The organism is Mycolicibacterium sp. TUM20985 (assembly GCF_030295745.1).
In the GTDB taxonomy this organism is placed as follows: domain Bacteria; phylum Actinomycetota; class Actinomycetes; order Mycobacteriales; family Mycobacteriaceae; genus Mycobacterium.
The window spans coordinates 947,383-966,672 of sequence record NZ_AP027291.1 but is presented as its reverse complement, the minus strand read 5'-3'; the positions used below and the strand labels follow the sequence as shown (position 1 = coordinate 966,672).

The 19,290-nt window shown below is 67.7% G+C and carries 19 protein-coding genes; 8 read left to right on the top strand and 11 right to left on the bottom strand.

Features of this window, described 5'->3' with window-relative positions; genetic code table 11:
- Positions 1–24 precede the first annotated feature (24 nt).
- Positions 25–1,506 carry an acetyl-coenzyme A carboxylase carboxyl transferase subunits beta/alpha gene (locus tag QUE68_RS04725; RefSeq protein WP_284232821.1) on the top strand — a complete coding sequence of 494 codons (1,482 nt, stop codon included), beginning with the start codon at positions 25–27 and terminating at the stop codon, positions 1,504–1,506.
- On the opposite strand, the gene QUE68_RS04720 is transcribed toward QUE68_RS04725, so the two are convergent.
- Positions 1,503–2,174 carry an NUDIX hydrolase gene (locus QUE68_RS04720; RefSeq protein WP_454786455.1) on the bottom strand — a complete coding sequence of 224 codons (672 nt, stop codon included), beginning with the start codon at positions 2,172–2,174 and terminating at the stop codon, positions 1,503–1,505. The two genes, QUE68_RS04725 and QUE68_RS04720, sit on opposite strands and share 4 nt — an antisense overlap.
- A 24-nt stretch (positions 2,175–2,198) precedes the next feature.
- On the opposite strand from QUE68_RS04720, the gene QUE68_RS04715 reads away from it, so the two are divergent.
- Positions 2,199–3,512 (top strand): ADP-ribosylglycohydrolase family protein, encoded by a 1,314-nt coding sequence (locus tag QUE68_RS04715; protein ID WP_286275209.1) that lies wholly within the window; start codon positions 2,199–2,201, stop codon positions 3,510–3,512.
- Between the two features lie 16 nt (positions 3,513–3,528).
- Entirely contained in the window at positions 3,529–4,221 is a 693-nt protein-coding gene (locus QUE68_RS04710) for an ATP synthase subunit B family protein (RefSeq protein ID WP_284224814.1), read from the top strand.
- 54 nt (positions 4,222–4,275) lie between these two features.
- On the opposite strand, the gene QUE68_RS04705 is transcribed toward QUE68_RS04710, so the two are convergent.
- Positions 4,276–4,848 carry a TetR/AcrR family transcriptional regulator gene (locus QUE68_RS04705; RefSeq protein ID WP_284232818.1) on the bottom strand — a complete coding sequence of 191 codons (573 nt, stop codon included), beginning with the start codon at positions 4,846–4,848 and terminating at the stop codon, positions 4,276–4,278.
- A 102-nt stretch (positions 4,849–4,950) separates the two neighbouring features.
- Between QUE68_RS04705 and QUE68_RS04700 the strand changes: the two genes are divergently transcribed.
- Together QUE68_RS04700 and QUE68_RS04695 are read left to right on the top strand one after the other, a co-directional pair.
- Positions 4,951–6,084 (top strand): FAD-dependent oxidoreductase, encoded by a 1,134-nt coding sequence (locus tag QUE68_RS04700; protein WP_284230677.1) that lies wholly within the window; start codon positions 4,951–4,953, stop codon positions 6,082–6,084.
- A gap of 92 nt (positions 6,085–6,176) precedes the next feature.
- Positions 6,177–7,547 (top strand): NAD(P)-binding protein, encoded by a 1,371-nt coding sequence (locus QUE68_RS04695; RefSeq protein ID WP_284232817.1) that lies wholly within the window; start codon positions 6,177–6,179, stop codon positions 7,545–7,547.
- On the opposite strand, the gene QUE68_RS04690 is transcribed toward QUE68_RS04695, so the two are convergent.
- From QUE68_RS04690 to QUE68_RS04660, 7 genes are all read right to left on the bottom strand, one after another.
- Positions 7,487–7,912, bottom strand: coding sequence for a hypothetical protein (locus tag QUE68_RS04690; protein ID WP_284232816.1), 426 nt, complete (start codon positions 7,910–7,912; stop codon positions 7,487–7,489). The genes QUE68_RS04695 and QUE68_RS04690 overlap by 61 nt on opposite strands.
- A gap of 43 nt (positions 7,913–7,955) precedes the next feature.
- Entirely contained in the window at positions 7,956–9,776 is a 1,821-nt protein-coding gene (locus QUE68_RS04685) for an ABC transporter ATP-binding protein (protein WP_284232815.1), read from the bottom strand.
- A 28-nt stretch (positions 9,777–9,804) separates the two neighbouring features.
- Positions 9,805–11,721, bottom strand: coding sequence for an ABC transporter ATP-binding protein (locus QUE68_RS04680; protein WP_284234675.1), 1,917 nt, complete (start codon positions 11,719–11,721; stop codon positions 9,805–9,807).
- Positions 11,722–11,756: 35 nt separating this feature from the next.
- A complete protein-coding gene (locus tag QUE68_RS04675; protein ID WP_284224806.1) occupies positions 11,757–13,637 on the bottom strand; it encodes an ABC transporter ATP-binding protein in 1,881 nt (626 codons plus the stop codon).
- A gap of 197 nt (positions 13,638–13,834) precedes the next feature.
- The gene (locus QUE68_RS04670; protein ID WP_284232813.1) at positions 13,835–14,380 is read right to left on the bottom strand and encodes a chromate transporter; all 546 of its coding nucleotides are present in this window, start codon (positions 14,378–14,380) and stop codon (positions 13,835–13,837) included.
- Positions 14,377–14,952, bottom strand: a complete 576-nt coding sequence (locus tag QUE68_RS04665) for a chromate transporter (protein WP_284232811.1) — start codon at positions 14,950–14,952, stop codon at positions 14,377–14,379. Before QUE68_RS04665 ends, QUE68_RS04670 begins: the two co-directional genes overlap by 4 nt.
- The gene (locus QUE68_RS04660; protein ID WP_284232809.1) at positions 14,945–15,934 is read right to left on the bottom strand and encodes a phospholipase D-like domain-containing protein; all 990 of its coding nucleotides are present in this window, start codon (positions 15,932–15,934) and stop codon (positions 14,945–14,947) included. The genes QUE68_RS04665 and QUE68_RS04660 overlap by 8 nt, the downstream gene beginning before the upstream one ends.
- Positions 15,935–16,058: 124 nt before the next feature.
- Here QUE68_RS04660 and prrA point away from each other — a divergent pair, with 124 nt between their 5' ends.
- Both prrA and QUE68_RS04650 read left to right on the top strand, forming a co-directional pair.
- Entirely contained in the window at positions 16,059–16,769 is a 711-nt protein-coding gene (gene prrA / locus QUE68_RS04655; protein ID WP_284224801.1) for a two-component system response regulator PrrA, read from the top strand.
- Positions 16,770–16,776: 7 nt separating this feature from the next.
- Entirely contained in the window at positions 16,777–18,123 is a 1,347-nt protein-coding gene (locus QUE68_RS04650; protein ID WP_284224799.1) for a sensor histidine kinase, read from the top strand.
- A gap of 6 nt (positions 18,124–18,129) precedes the next feature.
- Here the strand turns inward: QUE68_RS04650 and arfA are convergent, their stop codons facing one another.
- Both arfA and QUE68_RS04640 read right to left on the bottom strand, forming a co-directional pair.
- Positions 18,130–18,627 carry a channel-forming protein ArfA/OmpATb gene (gene arfA / locus QUE68_RS04645; protein WP_284232807.1) on the bottom strand — a complete coding sequence of 166 codons (498 nt, stop codon included), beginning with the start codon at positions 18,625–18,627 and terminating at the stop codon, positions 18,130–18,132.
- The gene (locus QUE68_RS04640; protein WP_284232805.1) at positions 18,628–18,990 is read right to left on the bottom strand and encodes an FKBP-type peptidyl-prolyl cis-trans isomerase; all 363 of its coding nucleotides are present in this window, start codon (positions 18,988–18,990) and stop codon (positions 18,628–18,630) included.
- Positions 18,991–19,027: 37 nt separating this feature from the next.
- On the opposite strand from QUE68_RS04640, the gene QUE68_RS04635 reads away from it, so the two are divergent.
- Positions 19,028–19,282, top strand: a complete 255-nt coding sequence (locus QUE68_RS04635; protein ID WP_284230675.1) for a DUF2630 family protein — start codon at positions 19,028–19,030, stop codon at positions 19,280–19,282.
- Positions 19,283–19,290: the final 8 nt, after the last annotated feature.

Here is a 19,290-nt window from a genome sequence, read left to right as displayed (position 1 = left end):
CGTCAGCCTATATAGCCTTGCCCGATGAGCCGGATCGGTGCCATGGCCCTCCGAGATGCCGTCCTCGACGAGGGGTCATTCGTCAGTTGGGACGTGACCCCGCTCGACGTCGACGCCGACGCCCGATACCGCCGCGAACTCGCGGCCGCAAGGGCGGCGACCGGGCTCGACGAATCGGTGCTGACCGGCGAGGGAACGGTCTACGGCCGCCGCATCGCCGTCATCGCCAGCGAGTTCGACTTCCTCGCCGGATCGATCGGCGTGGCCGCGGCCGAGCGAATCACCGCGGCCGTCGAGCGGGCCACCGCCGAGCGCCTTCCCCTGGTCGCGTCACCGAGTTCCGGTGGCACCCGCATGCAGGAGGGCACCGTGGCCTTCCTGCAGATGGTCAAGATCGCCGCAGCGGTCGAGCTGCACAAGCAGGCGCACCTCCCCTACCTGGTGTATCTGCGGCATCCCACGACGGGCGGGGTGTTCGCGTCGTGGGGTTCGCTGGGCCACGTCACCGCGGCCGAGCCGGGTGCGATGATCGGGTTCCTCGGGCCCCGCGTGTACGAGCACCTGTACGGCGAACCGTTCCCGACCGGCATCCAGACGGCCGAGAACCTGCACCGCCACGGCGTGATCGACGGGGTGGTCCCCGTCGAGATACTGCGCTCGACGTTGGACCGCACCCTCAAGGTGCTGTCGGACCAGCCGGGCTTGCCGCCGCAGGCACCCGAAGCGGAGTCCATCGAGGACGTCCCCGCCTGGGATTCGGTGGAGGCGTCGCGTCGACCCGACCGGCCGGGCATCGGCTACCTGCTGCGGCACGGCACCACCGAACGGGTGCTGCTGTCGGGTTCCGGCGGGCATGGCGAGGCGGCGACGACGTTACTTGCCCTGGCGCGGTTCGGCGGCCAGCCCGCGGTGGTGGTCGGGCAGCAGCGCGGGGTCGGCAGGGGGCTGGCCGGCCCGCAGGCTCTGCGCGAGGCGCGGCGGGGGATGGCGTTGGCCGCGGGGTTGCGACTACCGCTGGTGCTCGTCATAGACACACCCGGGCCCGCGTTGTCGGCCGAAGCCGAGGAGGGCGGTCTGGCTGGCGAGATCGCCAGGTGTCTCGCGCAACTCGTCACGCTGGACACCCCGACGGTGTCGGTCCTGCTCGGCCAGGGCAGTGGCGGCCCGGCCCTGGCGATGGTGCCCTCCGATCGCGTCCTCGCGGCCCTGCACGGCTGGCTGGCGCCGCTGCCACCGGAAGGCGCCAGTGCGATCGTCTTCCGCGACGTCGATCACGCTCCTGAACTCGCAGCGGCACAAGGTATCCGGTCGGCAGACCTGTTGCGCAACGGTATCGTCGATGCCATCGTGCCCGAGCACACCGACGCCGCCGACACGCCGTTGGAGTTCACCGGCCGCCTCTCGGCCACCATCGCCGCCGAGTTGGTTGCCCTGCGACCTCTCAGCTCCGAGGACCGTCTGGTGTCGCGACTGAAGCGATATCGCGAGATCGGGCTGCCTTCCTAGCTTGGGCGGCCGCGGAACAGCTCGGCGGGGCGGCCCCTGCCAGCGGCGACGTATTGACCGGTGGTCTCGAGCTGGGGTGCCATGATGCGCCGAAACCGGTCTCGCTGCAGTGCCTCTCCCATCACGGCCTCGTGCGCCAGCCGTAGTTGGCGCAGCGTGAATTCGGTACCAAGCAGCCGGTCGGGATCCGGGCCGGTGACGTAGCGCGTCCGAAGATCGTCGACCGCGCGGGCGACGATGCCGCCATGGTCATGGGGCAGTCGGCCTGGCTGGGTCGTCGGCATCAGCCGGGTGCGATCGGGAAGGCGCATCGAGATGCGTTCGGAGCGGACGACGGCGAGGTGCGCCACCGAGAGCACCCAGCCGCGATCATCGCGGTCGGGGTCGTCGAACACGTGCAGTTGCCGCGGCCGCAGTCCGCGTACGCCGGCCTTGGTGCGCAACGCTCGATCGACCGCGTCGGCGAGGCGCTCCCCCGGATGAAGGAACGTGCCCGGCAACGCCCAACCGATGTCGTCGTTGCGCCGCACCTGCAGCACAAGCAGTTCCGCGCCGGTCGGGTCCAGGACGAGCAGGGCGGTGTCGACGGCAACCGACGGGCGGGGGTAGTCGGTGAGAATTCTTGTCGTCCCTTCGTTGTATCGTTTATTTAGCTCATTATTGCGCAAAATGCGCTCGGGGAAGGGCACGACATGACATCAACCACGGCTCAGGTCGACAGGGCCTACGGCGTATTGCTCGGCACTGCGGCCGGTGACGCCCTGGGCGCACCGTACGAATTCCAGCCGGCGAGGGGCCCCGAGAAGACCGTGGCCATGGTCGGCGGCGGTGCCTTCGGGTGGGAGCCCGGCGAGTGGACCGACGACACGTCGATGGCCATCGCGATCGCCGAGGTCGCCGCCGCGGGCGCGGACCTGCGCGACGAGTCGGCGCAGGACGCCATCGTCGAGCGCTGGTACGGGTGGTCGCGGGCCTCGAAGGACGTCGGAATCCAGACGCGCTCCGTACTCGACTACGTTGGGACACAGCGAGGTTGGTCCCTACCCGCCAGGTACGCCGCCCTCCAGATGCACGAGCGCAGTGGCCGTACCGGAGGCAATGGCGCCTTGATGCGCACCGCGCCCGTCGCATTGGCCTACCTTCACGACGAGGATGCGCTCGTCACCGCCGCCCGCGAGATCAGCGCGCTGACGCATTACGAGCCAGATGCGGGCGAGGCGTGCGTGTTGTGGTGCTGCGCCATTCGCCACGCGGTGCTCACCGGCGAGTTGGACGTGCGGGTCGGACTGTCTCATCTGGACGCGAAGAGCCGCGACACGTGGTCCCATCGACTGGCGGAGGCGGAGGCGTCGAGCCCGGCGGAGATCGAGAACAACGGCTGGGTCGTCGCCGCGCTGCAGGCAGCCTGGTGCGCGATCCACACGACGAACACTGCGCAGGGCCCGCCGGCCGAGCACCTGACCCGCGGACTCGATGCTGCGGTGCGGGCCGGCGACGACACCGACACCGTGGCCGCCATCGCAGGCGGTCTCCTCGGCGCGGCGTACGGCGCCTCGGCGGTTCCCAGCGCATGGCGGCGGCTGCTGCATGGCTGGCCCGGCCTTCGAGCACGCGACCTGGTTGCGCTCACCAATCGAATCATCAGGGCGGACTGCGACTTTCCGCGTCCGGAGGGGCCGGTAATCGTGAAACGGCATCCGTACGACGACGACGTGCGGCTGATCGATCGGGAGGGCGCCGAGGCGAACCAGAACCTGGACTTCGTCCTGAGCGACACCGTCGATCTAATAGACCGGCTGCGGCGTGAGGGTCGAATCGTCCTGGTGCACTGTCACGGCGCCCACAGCCGGACGCCGACCGTCGGCGCGCTGTATGGCACCCGGGTCGGCACCGTCAGCGCGGACGAGGCGCTGGCGGACGTGTTAAGCACCTTGCCCACGGCGAATCCGAATCCTGGGTTTCGCGCGGCGCTGAAGCGTCTCGCACCCCGGGGCCTGCCACGTTGATGGCATTCTGGGAGTGGTGGACTCGTTGTTGCACTTCGCCGGAAACTTCTGGTGGCTGATCTTCCCCTTGGGCGGTGTGATCGGCGGTGGCGTCAGGGCCGTCACTGCGGCCAATGAACGACGCGCCGAGCGCCGCCTCGAGCGCTACCGGATAAAGCAGCAGACCAAGATCGCCGTCGCGGAGGCGTCGGGGCGCGGGAAGGTCGATGAAGCCGCGGCCCGCCGCGAGGCGAGCAAGGTGCTGCAGCGCCATGACAGCACTGATGCCCGGTGGCTGGACTACGAGGTCGACGTGGCGAAGTTGCTCGACTTTCCGCTGATGACCGACATGCGCGAGCCGCTCACCGCGGAGTTCCACCGGGCCCGCAGCCGCGCCGACCTGTTGCGTCCCGCCAGCGCCGAGGAGCTCACCGGCGACCGCGATGCCCTACTCGACTACCGCGACGCCGTGCACGCCTACGTCACGGCGTTCGACGTCGCCGAGGCCGAGGCGATCCGACGGCGCCGCAGCGACTTCTCCACCGAGGCACAGGAACGGCTGGAGCGGGCGCAGCGGCTGCTTCGGGTGGCGTCCGACGAGGCCGCGACGGCCGACGAGCGCCGGAACGCCTATTCGAAGGCACAGCGCGAGCTGGATGGGTTGATCGTGTTGCCCGCCGTCACGCGGGCGGGAATCGAACGGGGTATCGCCGGCGAGATCGAGGCTTGACGCCCTGGTGCGCACTTGGCCTGGAGCACCGACACTTCCGGTGCCGCGGGTCGCCTACGAACGCGAGCTCAACCGAGCCGCGGCCGACGGCGCGGTCGCATAGCGCTGCAGGGTGGGACCGAGCCACTCGATCAGCTCGTCGCCGTCCATGTCCACCACGGGCGGAAGCCGCAAGACGAAGCGGCACAGCGCCATGCCCAATACCTGCGTGGCGATGAGGCCGGCCCGGCGCGGTGCATCGGCCGGTCCGAACTTGGCGATCGCGGGTAGCAACTGTGCCGCGAAGATGTCGGTCATCCGTTGCGCTGCTTCGGCGTTGGTGGTGGCTGACCGCAACAGCACCACGAGCGCCTCGTCACCCTCCCAGCGCGCCAGAAAGTGCGACACCATCGCCTTACCCACCTCAGCGGGGTCGACGTCGGACAGGTCCGGGAACTGTAGGTCGAATTCCGCCGCGGCGGCGAACAGTTGGTCCTTGCTGCCGAAGTAGCGCATCACCATGGACGGGTCGATGTTCGCATCGGCGGCGATGGCCCGAATGGTGGTGGCCTCGTAACCCGATTCGGCGAATCGTTCCTTGGCGGCAGCCAGGATCACCGACTTGGTGCGATCCGCCTTCGTGCCCATGGCAGAAAGTGTAAGCCAACAGTTGTTGACTTTCAGCCGACGGGGGGGCACGCTAAGAAAAGTCAACAACCGTTGGCATTGGGCGAGCAAGGGGCCATGACAATGAAGGACACCGACGTGCTCATCGTGGGGGCTGGCCCCACCGGTCTGACACTCGCGGCCGCACTGCTGCTCGACGGCGTCGACGTCACGTTGGTCGACCGCCAGCAGGAGGGCGCCAACACGTCGCGCGCCGCGGCGGTGAATGCGCGCACACTCGAGGTGCTCGAACGAGTGGACGTCACCCGCCGACTGATCAAGGAGGGTATCGAGGCACCGCGGTTCGCCATTCGAGACGGTGCGAAAGTTCTTGTCGCCATTGACTTCACGAAGCTGACGACCGCCTTCCCGTTCACCCTCCTGGTGCCCCAGTCGACGACCGAGCGCCTCCTCCTCGAGCGGGTTCGCGAGCTCGGCGGCGACGTTACCCGCGCCAAGTCCTTGACCACACTCACTCAGGACGCCGACGGAGTGACCGCGATCTTCGACGACCACGACACCCTGCGGGCTCGCTACGTCGTCGGCGCCGACGGCATGAACAGCACGGTGCGCGAACAGGCCGGCATTGGATTCTTCGGCGCCGCATACGAGCATTCGTTCGTGCTCGCCGACGTCGGCCTCAGTGGCGACGCGCCCAACGACGAGGTGCGGCTGTTCCTCGCCGCCGAAGGCTTGGCCGTCGTCGCCCCGCTCCCTGACGGCAGCTTCCGGATCGTCGCGCCCGTCGACGATGCGCCCGAGGTGCCGTCGGCCGGGTTCGTACAGCAGATCCTCGATCGCCGGGGGCCGGGAGGCCTCACCGTCACCGGACTCTCCTGGGGATCGCGGTTCCGCATTCATCACCGGGTGGCCAACACCTACCGCTCCGGCCGAATTCTGCTCGCAGGCGACGCCGCCCACGTCCACAGTCCAGCCGGTGGACAAGGCATGAACCTGGGCATCCAGGATGCCGTCGCGCTGGCCAAGGCGTTGACGGCCGCACTCGCCGGGCCCACCGACTCGCCGCTCGACGACTACGCCGCCACCCGCCGCCCGATCGCTCAGCGGGTCATCGAGCTGACCGACCGGCTGACCCGACTGGCCACCTTGCCTCGTCCACTACGCCCACTACGCAACCTTCTGCTGGGCGTCGTCGGCCGCGTCCCCGCAGCCTCCAACACGCTCGCATCGCGCCTGTCGGGCCTGTCGGACCGCTGACGGACATGGTGCTCCTGGGCGAACGGCTACGGTACGTCAACGAACGGCTCGTCGCACTCCTCGCTCGAGCCTGATCCGAACCGGAGGTGCCGATGCAGACGATCGAGGCCGACTACCTGGTCGTCGGCGCGGGCGCCATGGGGATGGCGTTCGTCGACACCCTGATCTCCGAGACGGACGCCACCGTGGTGCTCGTCGACCGCAACGACCAGCCCGGCGGGCACTGGCTCAGCGCCTATCCGTTCGTCCGACTGCACCAGCCCTCGGCGTACTACGGCGTGAACTCACGACGATTGGGTACCGACTCGATCGACGCCAGCGGATGGAACGAGGGCTTCTTCGAACTCGCCGGCGGTAGCGAGGTGTGCGCCTACTACGACGCGGTGCTGCGTCAGCACCTGCTGCCCAGTGGGCGGGTGTCGTACTTTCCGATGAGCGACTACCTCGGCGACGAGCGCTTCCGCACGCTCGGCGGCGAGGACTACCGGGTGACCGTCCGACGCCGCGTCGTGGATGCCACATATCTCAGCGTCATCGTCCCGTCGATGCGGCCACCGCTCTACGACGTCGCGCCCGGAGTCGACTGCATTCCTCCCAATCAGCTCGCACGACGACGACTGCGGGACCGCTACGTCATCGTGGGTGCGGGCAAGACTGCCATGGACTCGTGTCTGTGGCTGCTCCGGCACGGCATTGCACCCGACAAGTTGACCTGGATCAAACCGCGCGATTCCTGGCTGTTGGACCGCGCGGCCGTCCAGCCAGGGCCACAGTTCGCCAGGCGCGTGCTGGCCGATTTCTCCGCTCAGTCCCGGGCCATCGCTCAGGCGACGTCGATCGAGGACCTCTACCTTCGTCTCGAGAAGCTGGGCTGCCTGCTACGCATCGACAAGACCGTGGAACCGACCATGTATCGCTGCGCGATCGTGTCCCGCGGCGAACTCGAGCAGCTCAGGCGCGTCACCGACGTCGTCCGGATGGGTCGCCTCCGCACCGTCGAACCCGGTCGCATCACGCTGGACGGCGGAACTCTCGACATCGACACCGACGCGCTCTACGTCGACTGCACCGGTGACGGCATCGGCACCCGCGAGGCGACGCCGGTCTTCTCCCCCCGCGCCATCACGCTGCAATCGGTGCGGACCTGCCAGCCGACGTTCAGCGCCGCCGTCATCGCCCACGTCGAGGCGATGGATGCCGACGACGACTCCAAGAACGACTACTGCCGACCCGTACGACACCCGATGGTGCCGCTCGACTGGGTCACCATGACCGTCGACTTCAACCACAATCAGCTCACGTGGTTCGACGACCCCGAGATGATGCACTGGCTCAACCGTGCCCGCCTGAACGTGGTCAGCCACATGCAATCGGGGGACGACGACGCACGGGACGGAGCCGCTCAGATCGCGCCACGGCTGCGGGCCGCTAGCGAGAAACTCGCGGCCCTGCTGCGCGTCTGAACCCACAGCACGACCGTCGCGATTGCGGCCTCGGCGAGTGAGATGGTGGTGGCCACGGCCATCAGCGTGGACATCGTGGTCGATCCCGCCGCGACCACGGCTTGCCCGTGATGATGGCCGGGCATGGACCAGTGCACGGCCACCATGCCGAGGTTCATCACTGCCACGACGACCCATACCCGTGGCGAACTCGCCGTCCACAGCTCCCGTGCGCAGTAGAGGCACGCCGCTGCCATACCCACGATGAGAATGGCGACCACCGCACGTCCCGCGTCCCCGACCATCAGCGCGTGCAACACGGCCGACGTCGCGGCGAGCACGGCGCATGCGCGCCGTCCGAGGAGCGCAACGCTGGTGGCCGACATCGGTCAACTCTCGCACCAGGACGGCGACCCTGCCACCGGAAGCTCAGGCCAGCGAGTCCACCCAGGCGCGGTGCAGCGCGGCGTAGCGACCGTCGCCGAGGATCAATTCGTCCGGCTGGCCGTCCTCCACGATGCGCCCATGCTCGAGGACCAGCACCCGGTCGGCGACCTCGACGGTCGAAAGTCGGTGGGCGATCACGACGGCGGTGCGGTCGGCCAGCACCGTGGCCAGGGCCCGTTGCACCATTCGCTCACTGGGGATGTCGAGTGACGACGTCGCCTCATCGAGGATGAGGACCGCGGGGTCGGCGAGGAAGGCCCGGGCGAACGCGATCAACTGCCGCTGACCCGCGGACAGCCGGCCGCCGCGCTTGGCGATGTCGGTGTCGTACCCGTCGGCCAGCGCGCCGATGAAGCGATCGGCGCCGACGGCCTCGGCCGCCTCGCGGACCTCGGCATCGGTCGCGTCGGGCCTGCCGAACCGGATGTTGTCGGCGACCGACCCCTCGAACATGAAGTTCTCCTGCGTCACCATCACGACGTGGCTGCGCAACTCGGCCTGCGCCAGGTCGCGGAGGTCCACGCCGTCGAGCGTGACCACACCGAAGGTCGGGTCGTAGAACCGGGCGATCAACTTGGCGATGGTGGTCTTGCCCGCGCCGGTGGTGCCGACCAGGGCGACGGTCTGGCCCGCCGGGATGTGCAGCTCCATGTCGGGTAGCACGGGGCGGTCGGGGACGTAGGAGAACTTCACGTCCCGGAAGGCGATGTCGCCCTTGACCTTCGACAGCGCGACGGGGTCTTCGGGATCCTCGATGCCGGGCGCCTCGGCCAGCACGCCCGCGATCTTCTCGAGCGCCGCCGCCGCGGACTGGAACGTGTTGAAGAACTGGGAGATTTCCTGCATGGGCTCGAAGAAGATCCGCAGGTACAGCAGGAACGCGGTCAGCGTGCCCAGCGTCATCTCACCGTGCAGCACGCGGTAGCCGCCGTAGAGCAGCACACCGCCGGTGGTGACGTTGCCGACCAGTCGAACGGCGGGCATGAAGATCGCGAGCAGCTTGAACGCCCGCTCGTTGATGGTCTTGTAGTCATCGGCGACGTCGGTGAAGATCTGCTGGTTGCGCGGCTCGCGACGGTAGGCCTGAACGGCCTTGATCCCAGTCATGGTCTCGACGAACTGCACGATGACCAGGGCGGCGCTCTCGCGCACCTTCTTGTAGGTCTTCGCCGACTGGGTGCGGAACCACCAGACCAGGAGCACCAGAACGGGAAAGGCGCACAGACACATCAAGCCGAGTTTCACGTCGAGGACGATCAGAAGCACCGACGTGCCCAGCAGTGTCAGGACCGCCGTGATGAGACCGTCGAACCCGGTCTGCAACATGTCCTGGATCGCCTCGACGTCGTTCGTCGAACGGGCCACCACGCGACCGGAGGTGTACCGCTCGTGAAAGGCGACGTCGAGCCTTTGAAAGTGCCGAAAGATCTTGCGGCGCAACGCCAGCAGCACCTCCTGACCGATCCGCCCCGAACGGCGCAGGAAGAACATCCGGCTGATGGCCTGCACCAGCACCACCCCGCACAGCGCCCCGACGATCAGCATCAGCTCGCGGGCGGAGCCACCGTCGCCGATCGGCGGGATGCCGTGGTCGATACCACGCTGAACCAGGAGTGGCACGGACAGCCGCGCGGCGTTCTCGACCACGATGACGATGGTCAACAGGGCCACCGCGGTGGCATACGGCCGCAACAGCCCACCGAGCAGGCTGCGCGCCTCGCGGCGGCGGGAAATCGACTCATCGATCGGGAGGTCGTCGTCGTCGTTGCTGACGGCGCGGCCGCGCCAGTCCGTGGTGGTCACGACCGTCCACTCTTCGCGCGAACGCTCATCATCGTCGTTCAGCCGCTTCCCGCTGGCGGTCGTCGTCGTGGATCTCGGCCGCTTCGTGCTCGCGGTACAGGTGGTCGAGTCGGCTGCGGTCATCGTCTTGAACCCAGTCGCAACTCCGCTCGGCACCATCGTCGAGATCGTCGTCGGCGGCCAGGAGGTATCTGTATTCCGGTGCGTCTGAAAGCAATTCGGCGTGGGTGCCGACGCGCGTGATGGTGCCGCCCTCGAGCAGCGCCACCCGGTCGGCGATGAGCACCGTCGACGCGCGGTTGGCAACCACCACGCCGGTCACCGATGCCAGCACACGGCGCAGCGCCTCGGTGACCACGGCCTCGGTGTGCACGTCGAGTGCCGACAACGTGTCGTCGAGCACCAGGATGGACGGCGCCGCGAGCAACGCCCTGGCCAGCGAGAGTCGTTGGCGCTGACCGCCCGACAAGCTCATGCCCTGTTCGCCGATCCGGGTGTCGAGGCCGAACGGCAGGTCGTACACGAACCGGGCGGCCGCCACCTCGACCGCCTGCGCGAGCTCCTGCTCCGTCGCAGCCGGCCGGCCGAGCCTCAGGTTCTCGGCCACGGACATCGAGAACAGGGTGGGATCCTCGAAGGCAGTGGCCACCGCCTGCCGCAGTGCAGGCAGCGACAGTTCGCGGATGTCGTGCCCGTCCACGAGGATGGCGCCCTCGGTGACGTCGTACAACCGCGACAGCAGGGCGACCAGAACCGACTTGCCGGACCCGGTCGATCCCACGAGGGCGAGCGTCTCGCCGGGTTCGACGGTGAGGTCGACGTGGCGCAGCGCCCACACGTCGGAGTCGGGAAACTTGAAGCCGACGTCGACGAGTTGCAGGCGGCCGCCGCGGGGCGCATCGCGCTCGGGACCGTCGGTGATCTCACGGGGCGCATCGAAGATCTCCGCGACGCGGTTGGCCGCCGTCATGGCCTCCTGGGTCATGGACAGCAGGAAGCCCAACGAGGCGATGGGCCACACCAGTGACAACATCATCGTGATGAACGCGACCAGCGTGCCCATGGTGACCAGGCCGTTGCCCGCCGCGTAGGCGCCCAGACCGAGCACCATGATCAGGCTGACGCTAGGGATCACCTCCAGCAGCGTCCAGAACTTCGCCGACACCCCGACCTTGTTCACCTCGGTGTCGAACAGCGCGGTGGCGCGCTGATCGAACCGTTCGTAGGCGTACTCCTCGCGACCGAAGGCCTTGACGACCCGCAGCCCAAGGGCCTGCTCTTCCACGTGCGTCGCAACGTTGCCGGACTGGTCCTGGGCGGCGCGGGACAGCTTGGTGAACTGACGCTGGAAGTGCAGCACGGTCGCGGTGATCGGCACGATCGAGACCACCACGACGACGCCCAGCGGCCAATACATCGCGAGCAGGATGCCCGTCACGACGATGATCTGAATCACGTTGAGCAACAAGAACAGCAGGCCGAACGACAGGAACTGACGAATGGTGCTCAGGTCGTTCATCACCCGCGAGAGCAGCTGACCCGACTGCCACCTGCCGTGAAACGACATGGGCAGGATCTGCAGGCGCGCGTACAGATCCTTGCGGATGTCGGCCTCCACGCCCATCGTGGCCCGGGACACCAGCCAGCGACGGATGAACCACAGCACGGCCTCGGACATCAGCACGGCCATCGCGATGGAGCCGAGGATCCAGAGCTGCTGCTGATTCTGTTGGCGGACCGGGCCGTCGATCACGGCCTTGGTCATCAGCGGAATGGTCACGGTGGCCACCAGGCTGAGCAGGGCTGCGATCAGCATCGAGATCCAGCGCACCCGGTAGGGCTTCAGATACGGCAGCAGGCGCAGGATGTCCGACGACGACCGGATGCGCCGAGGCGGTGGCGCAATGGCCGGCTCGGAGGCCAGTCCCGCCTCACGTTCGTGCATCACGGCTTCAAGGCTCCCACGCCCGACAACCGAATTCATGCGGCGGAGGTCTCGTCGCCGAACTGCGTTTCGTACAACTCCGCATAGCGACCGCGCCGGGCGAGCAGTTTGCGGTGCGTGCCGCGTTCGACGATCCGACCGTCCTCGACGACCAAGATCACGTCGGCGGCCCGAATGGTCGAGAGCCGGTGCGCGATCACCAGAGACGTGCGGCCCTCGAGCGCTTCGGCCAGCGCCTGCTGCACCGCGGCCTCGGACTCGGAGTCCAGCGAGGCCGTCGCCTCGTCGAGCACGACCACCCGAGAGTTCCCGAGCAACAGCCGCGCGATGGTCAACCGCTGCCGTTGTCCGCCAGACAGGCGGTAGCCGCGTTCGCCCACGACCGTGTCGAGGCCGTCCGGCATGTCGGCCACCACATCGGCCAGGCGAGCCCGGCGCAGGGCCTCCCACAGTTGGTCGTCGGACGCGTCGGGGGCGGCCAGCGTCAGGTTCGCGCGGATGGATTCGTGGAACAGGTGCCCGTCCTGCGTGACGACGCCGATGGTGTCCTTCAGCGAGGCGAACGTCACATCGCGGACGTCGTTGCCCGCCAAGCGGATAGCCCCGGAGTCGACGTCGTAGAGCCGCGCCAGGAGGGATGCGATGGTCGACTTGCCGGCACCCGACGAGCCCACCAGCGCGATCATTTGTCCCGGTTCGGCCGTGAACGAGACACCATGGAGCACCTCGTCGCCGCCACGATCGTCGAGGATCGCGACCTCCTCTAGCGAGGCCAGGGACACCTTGTCCGCCGACGGATAGGTGAACCGCACGTCGTCGAATTCGACGGCGACGGGGCCGTCGGGCACGGGGGCTGCATCCGCGCTCTCCTCGATCAGCGGTGTCAGGTCCAGCACCTCGAAGACCCGCTCGAAACTGACCAGCGCACTGGCGATTTCGACGTGCGCGTTGGCGAGTGCCGTCAGGGGCGCGTACAGCCGCGTGAGCAGCAGCGCCAGCGATACGATCGCGCCCGCCTGCAGGTGGCCGCCGATGGCCAGCACGCCACCGAGTCCATAGACCAGCGCCAGCGCCAGCGCCGACATCAAGGTCAGCGAGTTCATGAAGGTGGCCTGCAACATGGACGTCCGCACGCCGATGTCCCTGACCCTGCCTGCACGCGTCGCGAACTCGTACGACTCCCGGCCAGGATCTCCGAACAGTTTGACCAGGGTGGCCCCCGGTGCCGAGAACCGTTCCGTCATCTGGGTGTTCATCGTGGCGTTGTAGATGGCGCTCTCGCGGCTAAGCGTGGCCATGGTCCGCCCGATACGGCGGGCTGGCAGCAGGAACAACGGCGTCAACACCAGCGACAGCAGGGTGATCTGCCAGGAGATGCTGAGCATCACGGCCAAGGTCAGGGCCAGTGTGACCAGGTTGCCCACCACACCGGAGAGGGTGTCCGAGAAGGCGCGCTGGGCGCCGATCACGTCGTTGCCGAGACGACTGACCAGGGCACCCGTCCTCGTCCTGGTGAAGAAGGCCACCGGCATCCGCTGGACGTGGTCGAACACCGCGGTTCGCAGGTCCAGGATCAAGCCCTCGCCGATGTGCGACGACAGCCAGCGTGTCAACAGTCCGACGGCCGTCTCCGCCAACGCCACCGCGGCGATCACCGACGCCAGCACCACCACCGAGGTCGCCGGTCCGCCGTGCACGATCGCGTCCACGACTCGGCCCGCCAGGACCGGGGTGGAGACTGCCAGCAGAGCGCCCACCACGCTGACCGCGACGAAGAAGCCGAGCCGACGATGATGGCGCGCCGAGAACAGCCAGATGCGCCGCAGCAGCGCACGGTTTGCGAGCGCACGGAGATCCCCGCCGCGGGCATTCCGCTGGCGGTACAGGGCCCGACTGGCCGCTAGTTCCATGCTCATGTAATCACCGTAAAACCTCAACGAAAGATGAGGTCAATTCCTTACCCGTGTCGCTTTATTGCCAGAGAAGTCCGTTTGCTCGCTATACCCGTTTTCTGCGCCGGGGTGGCGATTCCCACGGGTGGGCTGCGACTCACGACCGTGACGTAGACGACGCGCCTCGCGAGGAATTCGACACCTACGAGAGGCTGGGGCGCTCAGACGATGCCGAAGTAGCCAATCACACCGGCGATGGCCACCACGATCAGCGGGTTGATCTTCGTGCGCACGAACACCAACGTGCACACTGCGGTCAGCAGGTACGCCCGCCAACCGTGATCGGCGGCGCGGCTCATCACCAGCGAGGACGCAAGGATCAGCCCGACCGTCAGAGGGGCGAAACCCTTCTCCACCGCGATCCGCCACTTCGACTGCTCGGCCTTCTGCCAGAACAGTGTGATGGCGTAGACCAGCGACGCGGCGGGGATCACCATGGCGACGGTCGCGATTACACCTCCGAGGACGCCGCCCAGTACCCCGCCGACCGGCAGCCCGGCCGCGTATCCGATCATGCCGACGATCAGGATGCTCGGCCCCGGCGTGGTCTGGGAGATCGAGAACAGGTCGGCGAACTGCGTGTCGCTCACCCAGTGATGCTGTTGGACCGAACGGAGGTGCATCTCGGGCAGGACGGCATTGCCGCCGCCGATGGACATCAGCGAAAGCCCGCCGAACAGGATGACCAGTTGAAGATAGGTGCTCACGCGTCGGCCTGGTCGGCGGCGGCGCGCCTCGGCCACGCCCAGATCAAACTCAGTGGCCCCACGATGGCGAGCGTGCCGAGCAGCGGCCAACGGAAGACGCCGTTCAGCACGAAGGCCGTCACGAAGAGTGCGACCGGGACGACGCCGGTCAGGCAGGTCTTCCCCGTCTTGACCACCATGGCCAGGGTCAGCGCCACCGCCGCGGCCGACGCGCCGTGCAGAACACCCTTGACCGCAGGCACCTCCTTGAAGGTGAAGTAGAGGAACGCCAGCACCAGGACGATCACCAACGGCATGAAGCACAGGCCGAGGACGGCGGCCACCGCGCCGGGGACGGCCCGCATCTTCGTGCCGGTGAATACCGCCATGTTGACCTGGTTGGCGCCGGGCAGGATGCGGCACATGGTCATCGCGGACAGGAACTCCGCGTCGCCCATCCACTCCTTCTCGACGACGATCACCTCACGTGACCACGCCGACAGTCCGCCGCCGAACGATGCCAGCGCGATGTGGTTGAACGTGAACGCCAACTCGCCCAACGAGACCCGTTCAGGCGTCGCGGCATCACTCATGGACGAGCTCGGGGTCGTGTGGGAAGTCATCCTCGTGATGCGTCGAGGGATCGAGCGGGTCGGGCGGATCGTAGTGGTGGGACAGCTCCCAGTCGGCGTCGAACACCGCCTTGAGCCGGGCGACGACGGCCGGCTCGGTGAGCGTGATGCCGAGTTCGCGCCGCAGGTCGAAGGCGCTTCGGTCGATGTTCATGGAGCCGACCAGGGCTCGCTCGTCGTCGACGATCAGCAGCTTCGCATGGACCCTGAGGTTCTTCTGCTTGTGCACCTTGGCTCCGAACCGGCGCAAGGTGCGCAACGAGGCGAAGGTGTCGAGCACATCGGTGTCGCTGATGCCGTGCCTGCCGCCGCACAGGACGTGCACCTTCACACCGCGGCCTACTGCGGCGGCGAGGTGATCGAGGATGACCGCGTCGACGAACTTGGGGTGCTGGACGTCGACCCGGCGCGTGGCGGTGTCGATGAAGCGGGCCATGTGGAGACGAGAATTGGAATTGCTCCACAGGAGGCCCTCGTAGACCGACGGCACCCAGTCGTCGTGGTTCCAGTCGGCGTCGAACACCTCGACGATCTGGGCGACGAGCGCCGGATCGTCGACGATCACGCCGTAGTCCCTGGTGAGGGTGAAGTACTTGAGGCACATGTTGAAGGTGGCGACCAGCGCGACCTTCCCGTCGACGACCACCGACTTCTCGTGGGTGACGTAGAACTTCGGGTTGGCCCACTTGACGTCGATGCCCGCTGCGGAGAAGCGCTCGAAGGTCTCGTCGTTCGCCCGGTCACCGCCGGAACGGGCCGCGTTGAGCATCACCCTGACGTCGACCCCTGCGCGCCTTCGGTCGATGATGGCCTCGATGAGGCTTTCATCGGTCAGCGTGAACTGCTTGATCAGCAGCGATGTCTGCGCCGATCCAAGGAGATCGAGGACTGGGCCGAGGCCGTCATCAGGTTCGACGATCAGGCGGGGACCGTTCGGCTGCACGAGGGTTGAAGTTAGCACCGACCATGGGCATTTCGCCTTGCCAACGCGTAAATAAGTCCGAGCCGCGTCGTAGCCGCACACGCGCCTACCGCACCGACTGAACTGCGTCAGGCAAGATGACCCCATGGAGTTGGGAGCCAGCGGTACTGCGTCCCCACGAGTGCTCGTGGTGGACGACGACCCCGACGTGTTGGCTTCCCTGGAACGGGGACTGCGGCTGTCGGGTTTCGACGTCAGCACCGCGGTCGACGGCGCCGAGGCGCTGCGCAGCGCGACCGAGACCCGGCCCGACGCGATCGTCCTCGACATCAACATGCCGGTGCTCGACGGCGTCAGCGTGGTGACCGCGCTGCGGGCCATGGACAACGACGTGCCCGTGTGCGTGTTGTCGGCGCGCAGCTCGGTGGACGACCGCGTGGCCGGCCTCGAAGCCGGCGCCGACGACTACCTCGTCAAGCCCTTCGTCCTGGCCGAGCTGGTCGCCAGGGTCAAGGCCCTGCTGCGGCGACGCGGCGCGACGGCGACGTTTTCCTCGGAGACCATCGCCGTCGGCCCGCTGGAGGTGGACATTCCTGGCCGACGGGCCCGCGTCAACGGCGTCGACGTCGATCTGACCAAGCGGGAGTTCGACCTGCTGGCCGTCCTCGCGGAGCACAAGACCGCCGTGCTGTCCCGCGCTCAGCTGTTGGAGCTGGTGTGGGGTTACGACTTCGCCGCCGACACCAACGTCGTCGACGTGTTCATCGGCTATCTGCGCCGCAAGCTCGAGGCGGGCGGCGCTCCCAGGCTGCTGCACACTGTCCGGGGCGTGGGGTTCGTCCTCCGGCAGCAATAGGTAGGCCGTGAACTTCCTGTCGCGCGTCCTCCGGCGAACACCATCGCTGCGGACCCGCGTGGCGTTCGCAACGGCCATCGCGGCGGCGATCGTGGTCGGCATCGTCGGCGCGATCGTGTGGATCGGCATCACCAACGACCGCAAAGAACGGCTCGACCGGCGGCTCGACGAGGCGGCCGGCTTCGCGATCCCGTTCCTGCCTCGCGGCCTTGATCAGATCCCCAAGTCCCCCAACGACGAGGACGCGATCATCACCGTGCGCAGAGCCGACGGGCAGGTGACGTCCAACTCCGACGTGACGCTGCCGGAACTGCCCGCCGGTTACGCCGACACCACGATCGACGGCGTGCGCTACCGGGTCCGCACGGTAGAGATCACCGCTCCGCAGGGACAGATGACGGCCGCGGTCGGCGCCACCTACGACGCGACCATCGCCGACACCAACAACCTGCACCGCCGGGTGATCATCATCTGTTCGTTCGCGATCGGCGCGGCGGCCGTGGCGGGCTGGCTACTGGCCGCATTCGCGGTCCGCCCCCTGAAACGGCTGGCCCAGCAGACCCGCGCGATCGACGTCGGCGGCGCGGCGCCCGACATCGACGTCCGGGGTGCCACCGAGGCGGTGGAGATCGCCGACGCCATCAACGGCATGGTGCAACGCATCTGGGAGGAGCAGGACCGCACCAAGGCCGCCCTCGTCTCGTCGCGCGACTTCGCCGCCGTGACGTCCCACGAGTTGCGCACCCCCCTGACGGCGATGCGCACCAATCTCGAGGTGCTTGCCACGCTGGACCTGGCGGAAGATCAGCGCAAGGAAGTGCTGAACGACGTCATCCGGACGCAGACGCGCATCGAGTCGACCCTTTGGGCGATCGAAAGGCTTGCCCAGGGCGAACTCTCGACCTCCGACGATCATGCGCCCGTCGACATCACCGAACTACTCGATCGTGCCGCCCACGACGCGATGCGCGTCTACGCCGATCTCGACGTCTCGCTGGTGCCCGCCCCGACGGTCATCATCGTGGGCCTGCCCGCCGGGTTGCGGCTGGCCGTCGACAATGCGATCGCCAACGCGGTCAAGCACGGTGGCGCCACGCGGATCCAGCTGTCGGCGGTGAGTTCCCGCGCCGGCGTGGAGATCACGATCGACGACGACGGGGTCGGAATTCCCGAGGAGGAACGCACGGTCGTGTTCAATCGGTTCGCGCGCGGTTCGACGGCGTCGCACTCGGGTTCTGGCCTCGGATTGGCATTGGTCGCCCAGCAGGCCGAATTGCACGGCGGGACCGCATCTTTGGAGCAGAGCCCGCTGGGCGGAGTCCGGCTGCTGCTGCGTCTGCCCGGCCCGTCCTGAGAGCTCTCAGGTCGCCTTGACCTCGATGTCGTTGACGATCCGCACCTTCGGCCACGTCGTCTCGGCCGCCGACCCGGCCGCCGACTTGAGTTCCTCCGAGGCGGCCGTCCCCGTCAACGTCACGGTGTCGCCGACGAGCTTCGCGGTAAACCCCGGAATGTCCAGAGCCGCGCCGAACAAGCCGCCCAGCCCGGAGAACTCGGGCGCCTTGACACCGGCCCGGACGGTCAGATGGCCGACGATCCTGGCCCCCGGCATCGCCTGCCTGATCGACTCGGGCAGCAAGCCCCTCGTCGCCTCGTCGGGCAGCTCACCCGTCAGGTCGAACCCGTTACCCGTCCGGACGATCGACATCGCGCCGAACGGACCGCCCGCCTCCGTCGTCTCAACCGTCGTCGAGGTGGTGGTCGCGGGCGGCATCGTGGTCGCATCGGTTCGGTCCGAACCCCCACACCCGGCCAGCGCGAGCAGCAGGGACAGGACGATCAGGAACGGGGCGCGCACTCAGCGGGCGTCGAGGAGGTCGATCACGAAGATCAACGTCTTGCCCGACAAGCGGTGCCCGGATCCCTCGGGGCCGTAAGCCTTCGCCGGCGGGATGACCAGCTTGCGCCGACCGCCGACGCGCATCCCGGGGATGCCATCCTGCCAGCCCTCGATCAGACCGCGCAATGGGAACTCGATGGACTCGTTGCGGTTCCACGAGCTGTCGAACTCGTCACCGGTGTCATATTCGACGCCGACGTAGTGCACCGTCACGGTGCCACCGGGGACTGCCTCGGGGCCATCGCCGACGACGACGTCTTCGATCACCAGTTCGGCAGGCGCCGGACCATCGGGAAATTCGATCTCGGGTTTCGTGGCCACGGTTCACACCGTAGTCGGGCAGACTGGAGACGTGACTATGGACCCGAACAAGGACACTGACATTCTCGCTCACGTGCACGAACTGGTCGCCGAGGAGAAGGAACTCCGAGCGAAGCTCCAGCATCACGAGATCGACGAGACCGAGGAACATCGCCGACTTCGCGGCCTCGAGGTACAGCTCGACCAGTGCTGGGATCTGCTCCGGCAGCGGCGGGCCCTGCGCGAGACCGGCCAGGATCCCGACCAGGCCAGTGTGCGCCCCGAGACCGAAGTCGAAGGCTACCTGAACTGAGCGAGCGG

Bases quoted from the DNA above. Each gene is read 5' to 3' on its own strand.
- QUE68_RS04725 (WP_284232821.1), top strand. From the start codon at position 25: ATGAGCCGGATCGGTGCCATGGCCCTCCGAGATGCCGTCCTCGACGAG.
- QUE68_RS04715 (WP_286275209.1), top strand. From the start codon at position 2,199: ATGACATCAACCACGGCTCAGGTCGACAGGGCCTACGGCGTATTGCTC.
- QUE68_RS04705 (WP_284232818.1), bottom strand. From the start codon at position 4,848: ATGGGCACGAAGGCGGATCGCACCAAGTCGGTGATCCTGGCTGCCGCC.
- QUE68_RS04700 (WP_284230677.1), top strand. From the start codon at position 4,951: ATGAAGGACACCGACGTGCTCATCGTGGGGGCTGGCCCCACCGGTCTG.
- QUE68_RS04695 (WP_284232817.1), top strand. From the start codon at position 6,177: ATGCAGACGATCGAGGCCGACTACCTGGTCGTCGGCGCGGGCGCCATG.
- QUE68_RS04690 (WP_284232816.1), bottom strand. From the start codon at position 7,912: ATGTCGGCCACCAGCGTTGCGCTCCTCGGACGGCGCGCATGCGCCGTG.
- QUE68_RS04680 (WP_284234675.1), bottom strand. From the start codon at position 11,721: ATGCACGAACGTGAGGCGGGACTGGCCTCCGAGCCGGCCATTGCGCCA.
- QUE68_RS04675 (WP_284224806.1), bottom strand. From the start codon at position 13,637: ATGAGCATGGAACTAGCGGCCAGTCGGGCCCTGTACCGCCAGCGGAAT.
- QUE68_RS04665 (WP_284232811.1), bottom strand. From the start codon at position 14,952: ATGAGTGATGCCGCGACGCCTGAACGGGTCTCGTTGGGCGAGTTGGCG.
- prrA (WP_284224801.1), top strand. From the start codon at position 16,059: ATGGAGTTGGGAGCCAGCGGTACTGCGTCCCCACGAGTGCTCGTGGTG.
- QUE68_RS04635 (WP_284230675.1), top strand. From the start codon at position 19,028: ATGGACCCGAACAAGGACACTGACATTCTCGCTCACGTGCACGAACTG.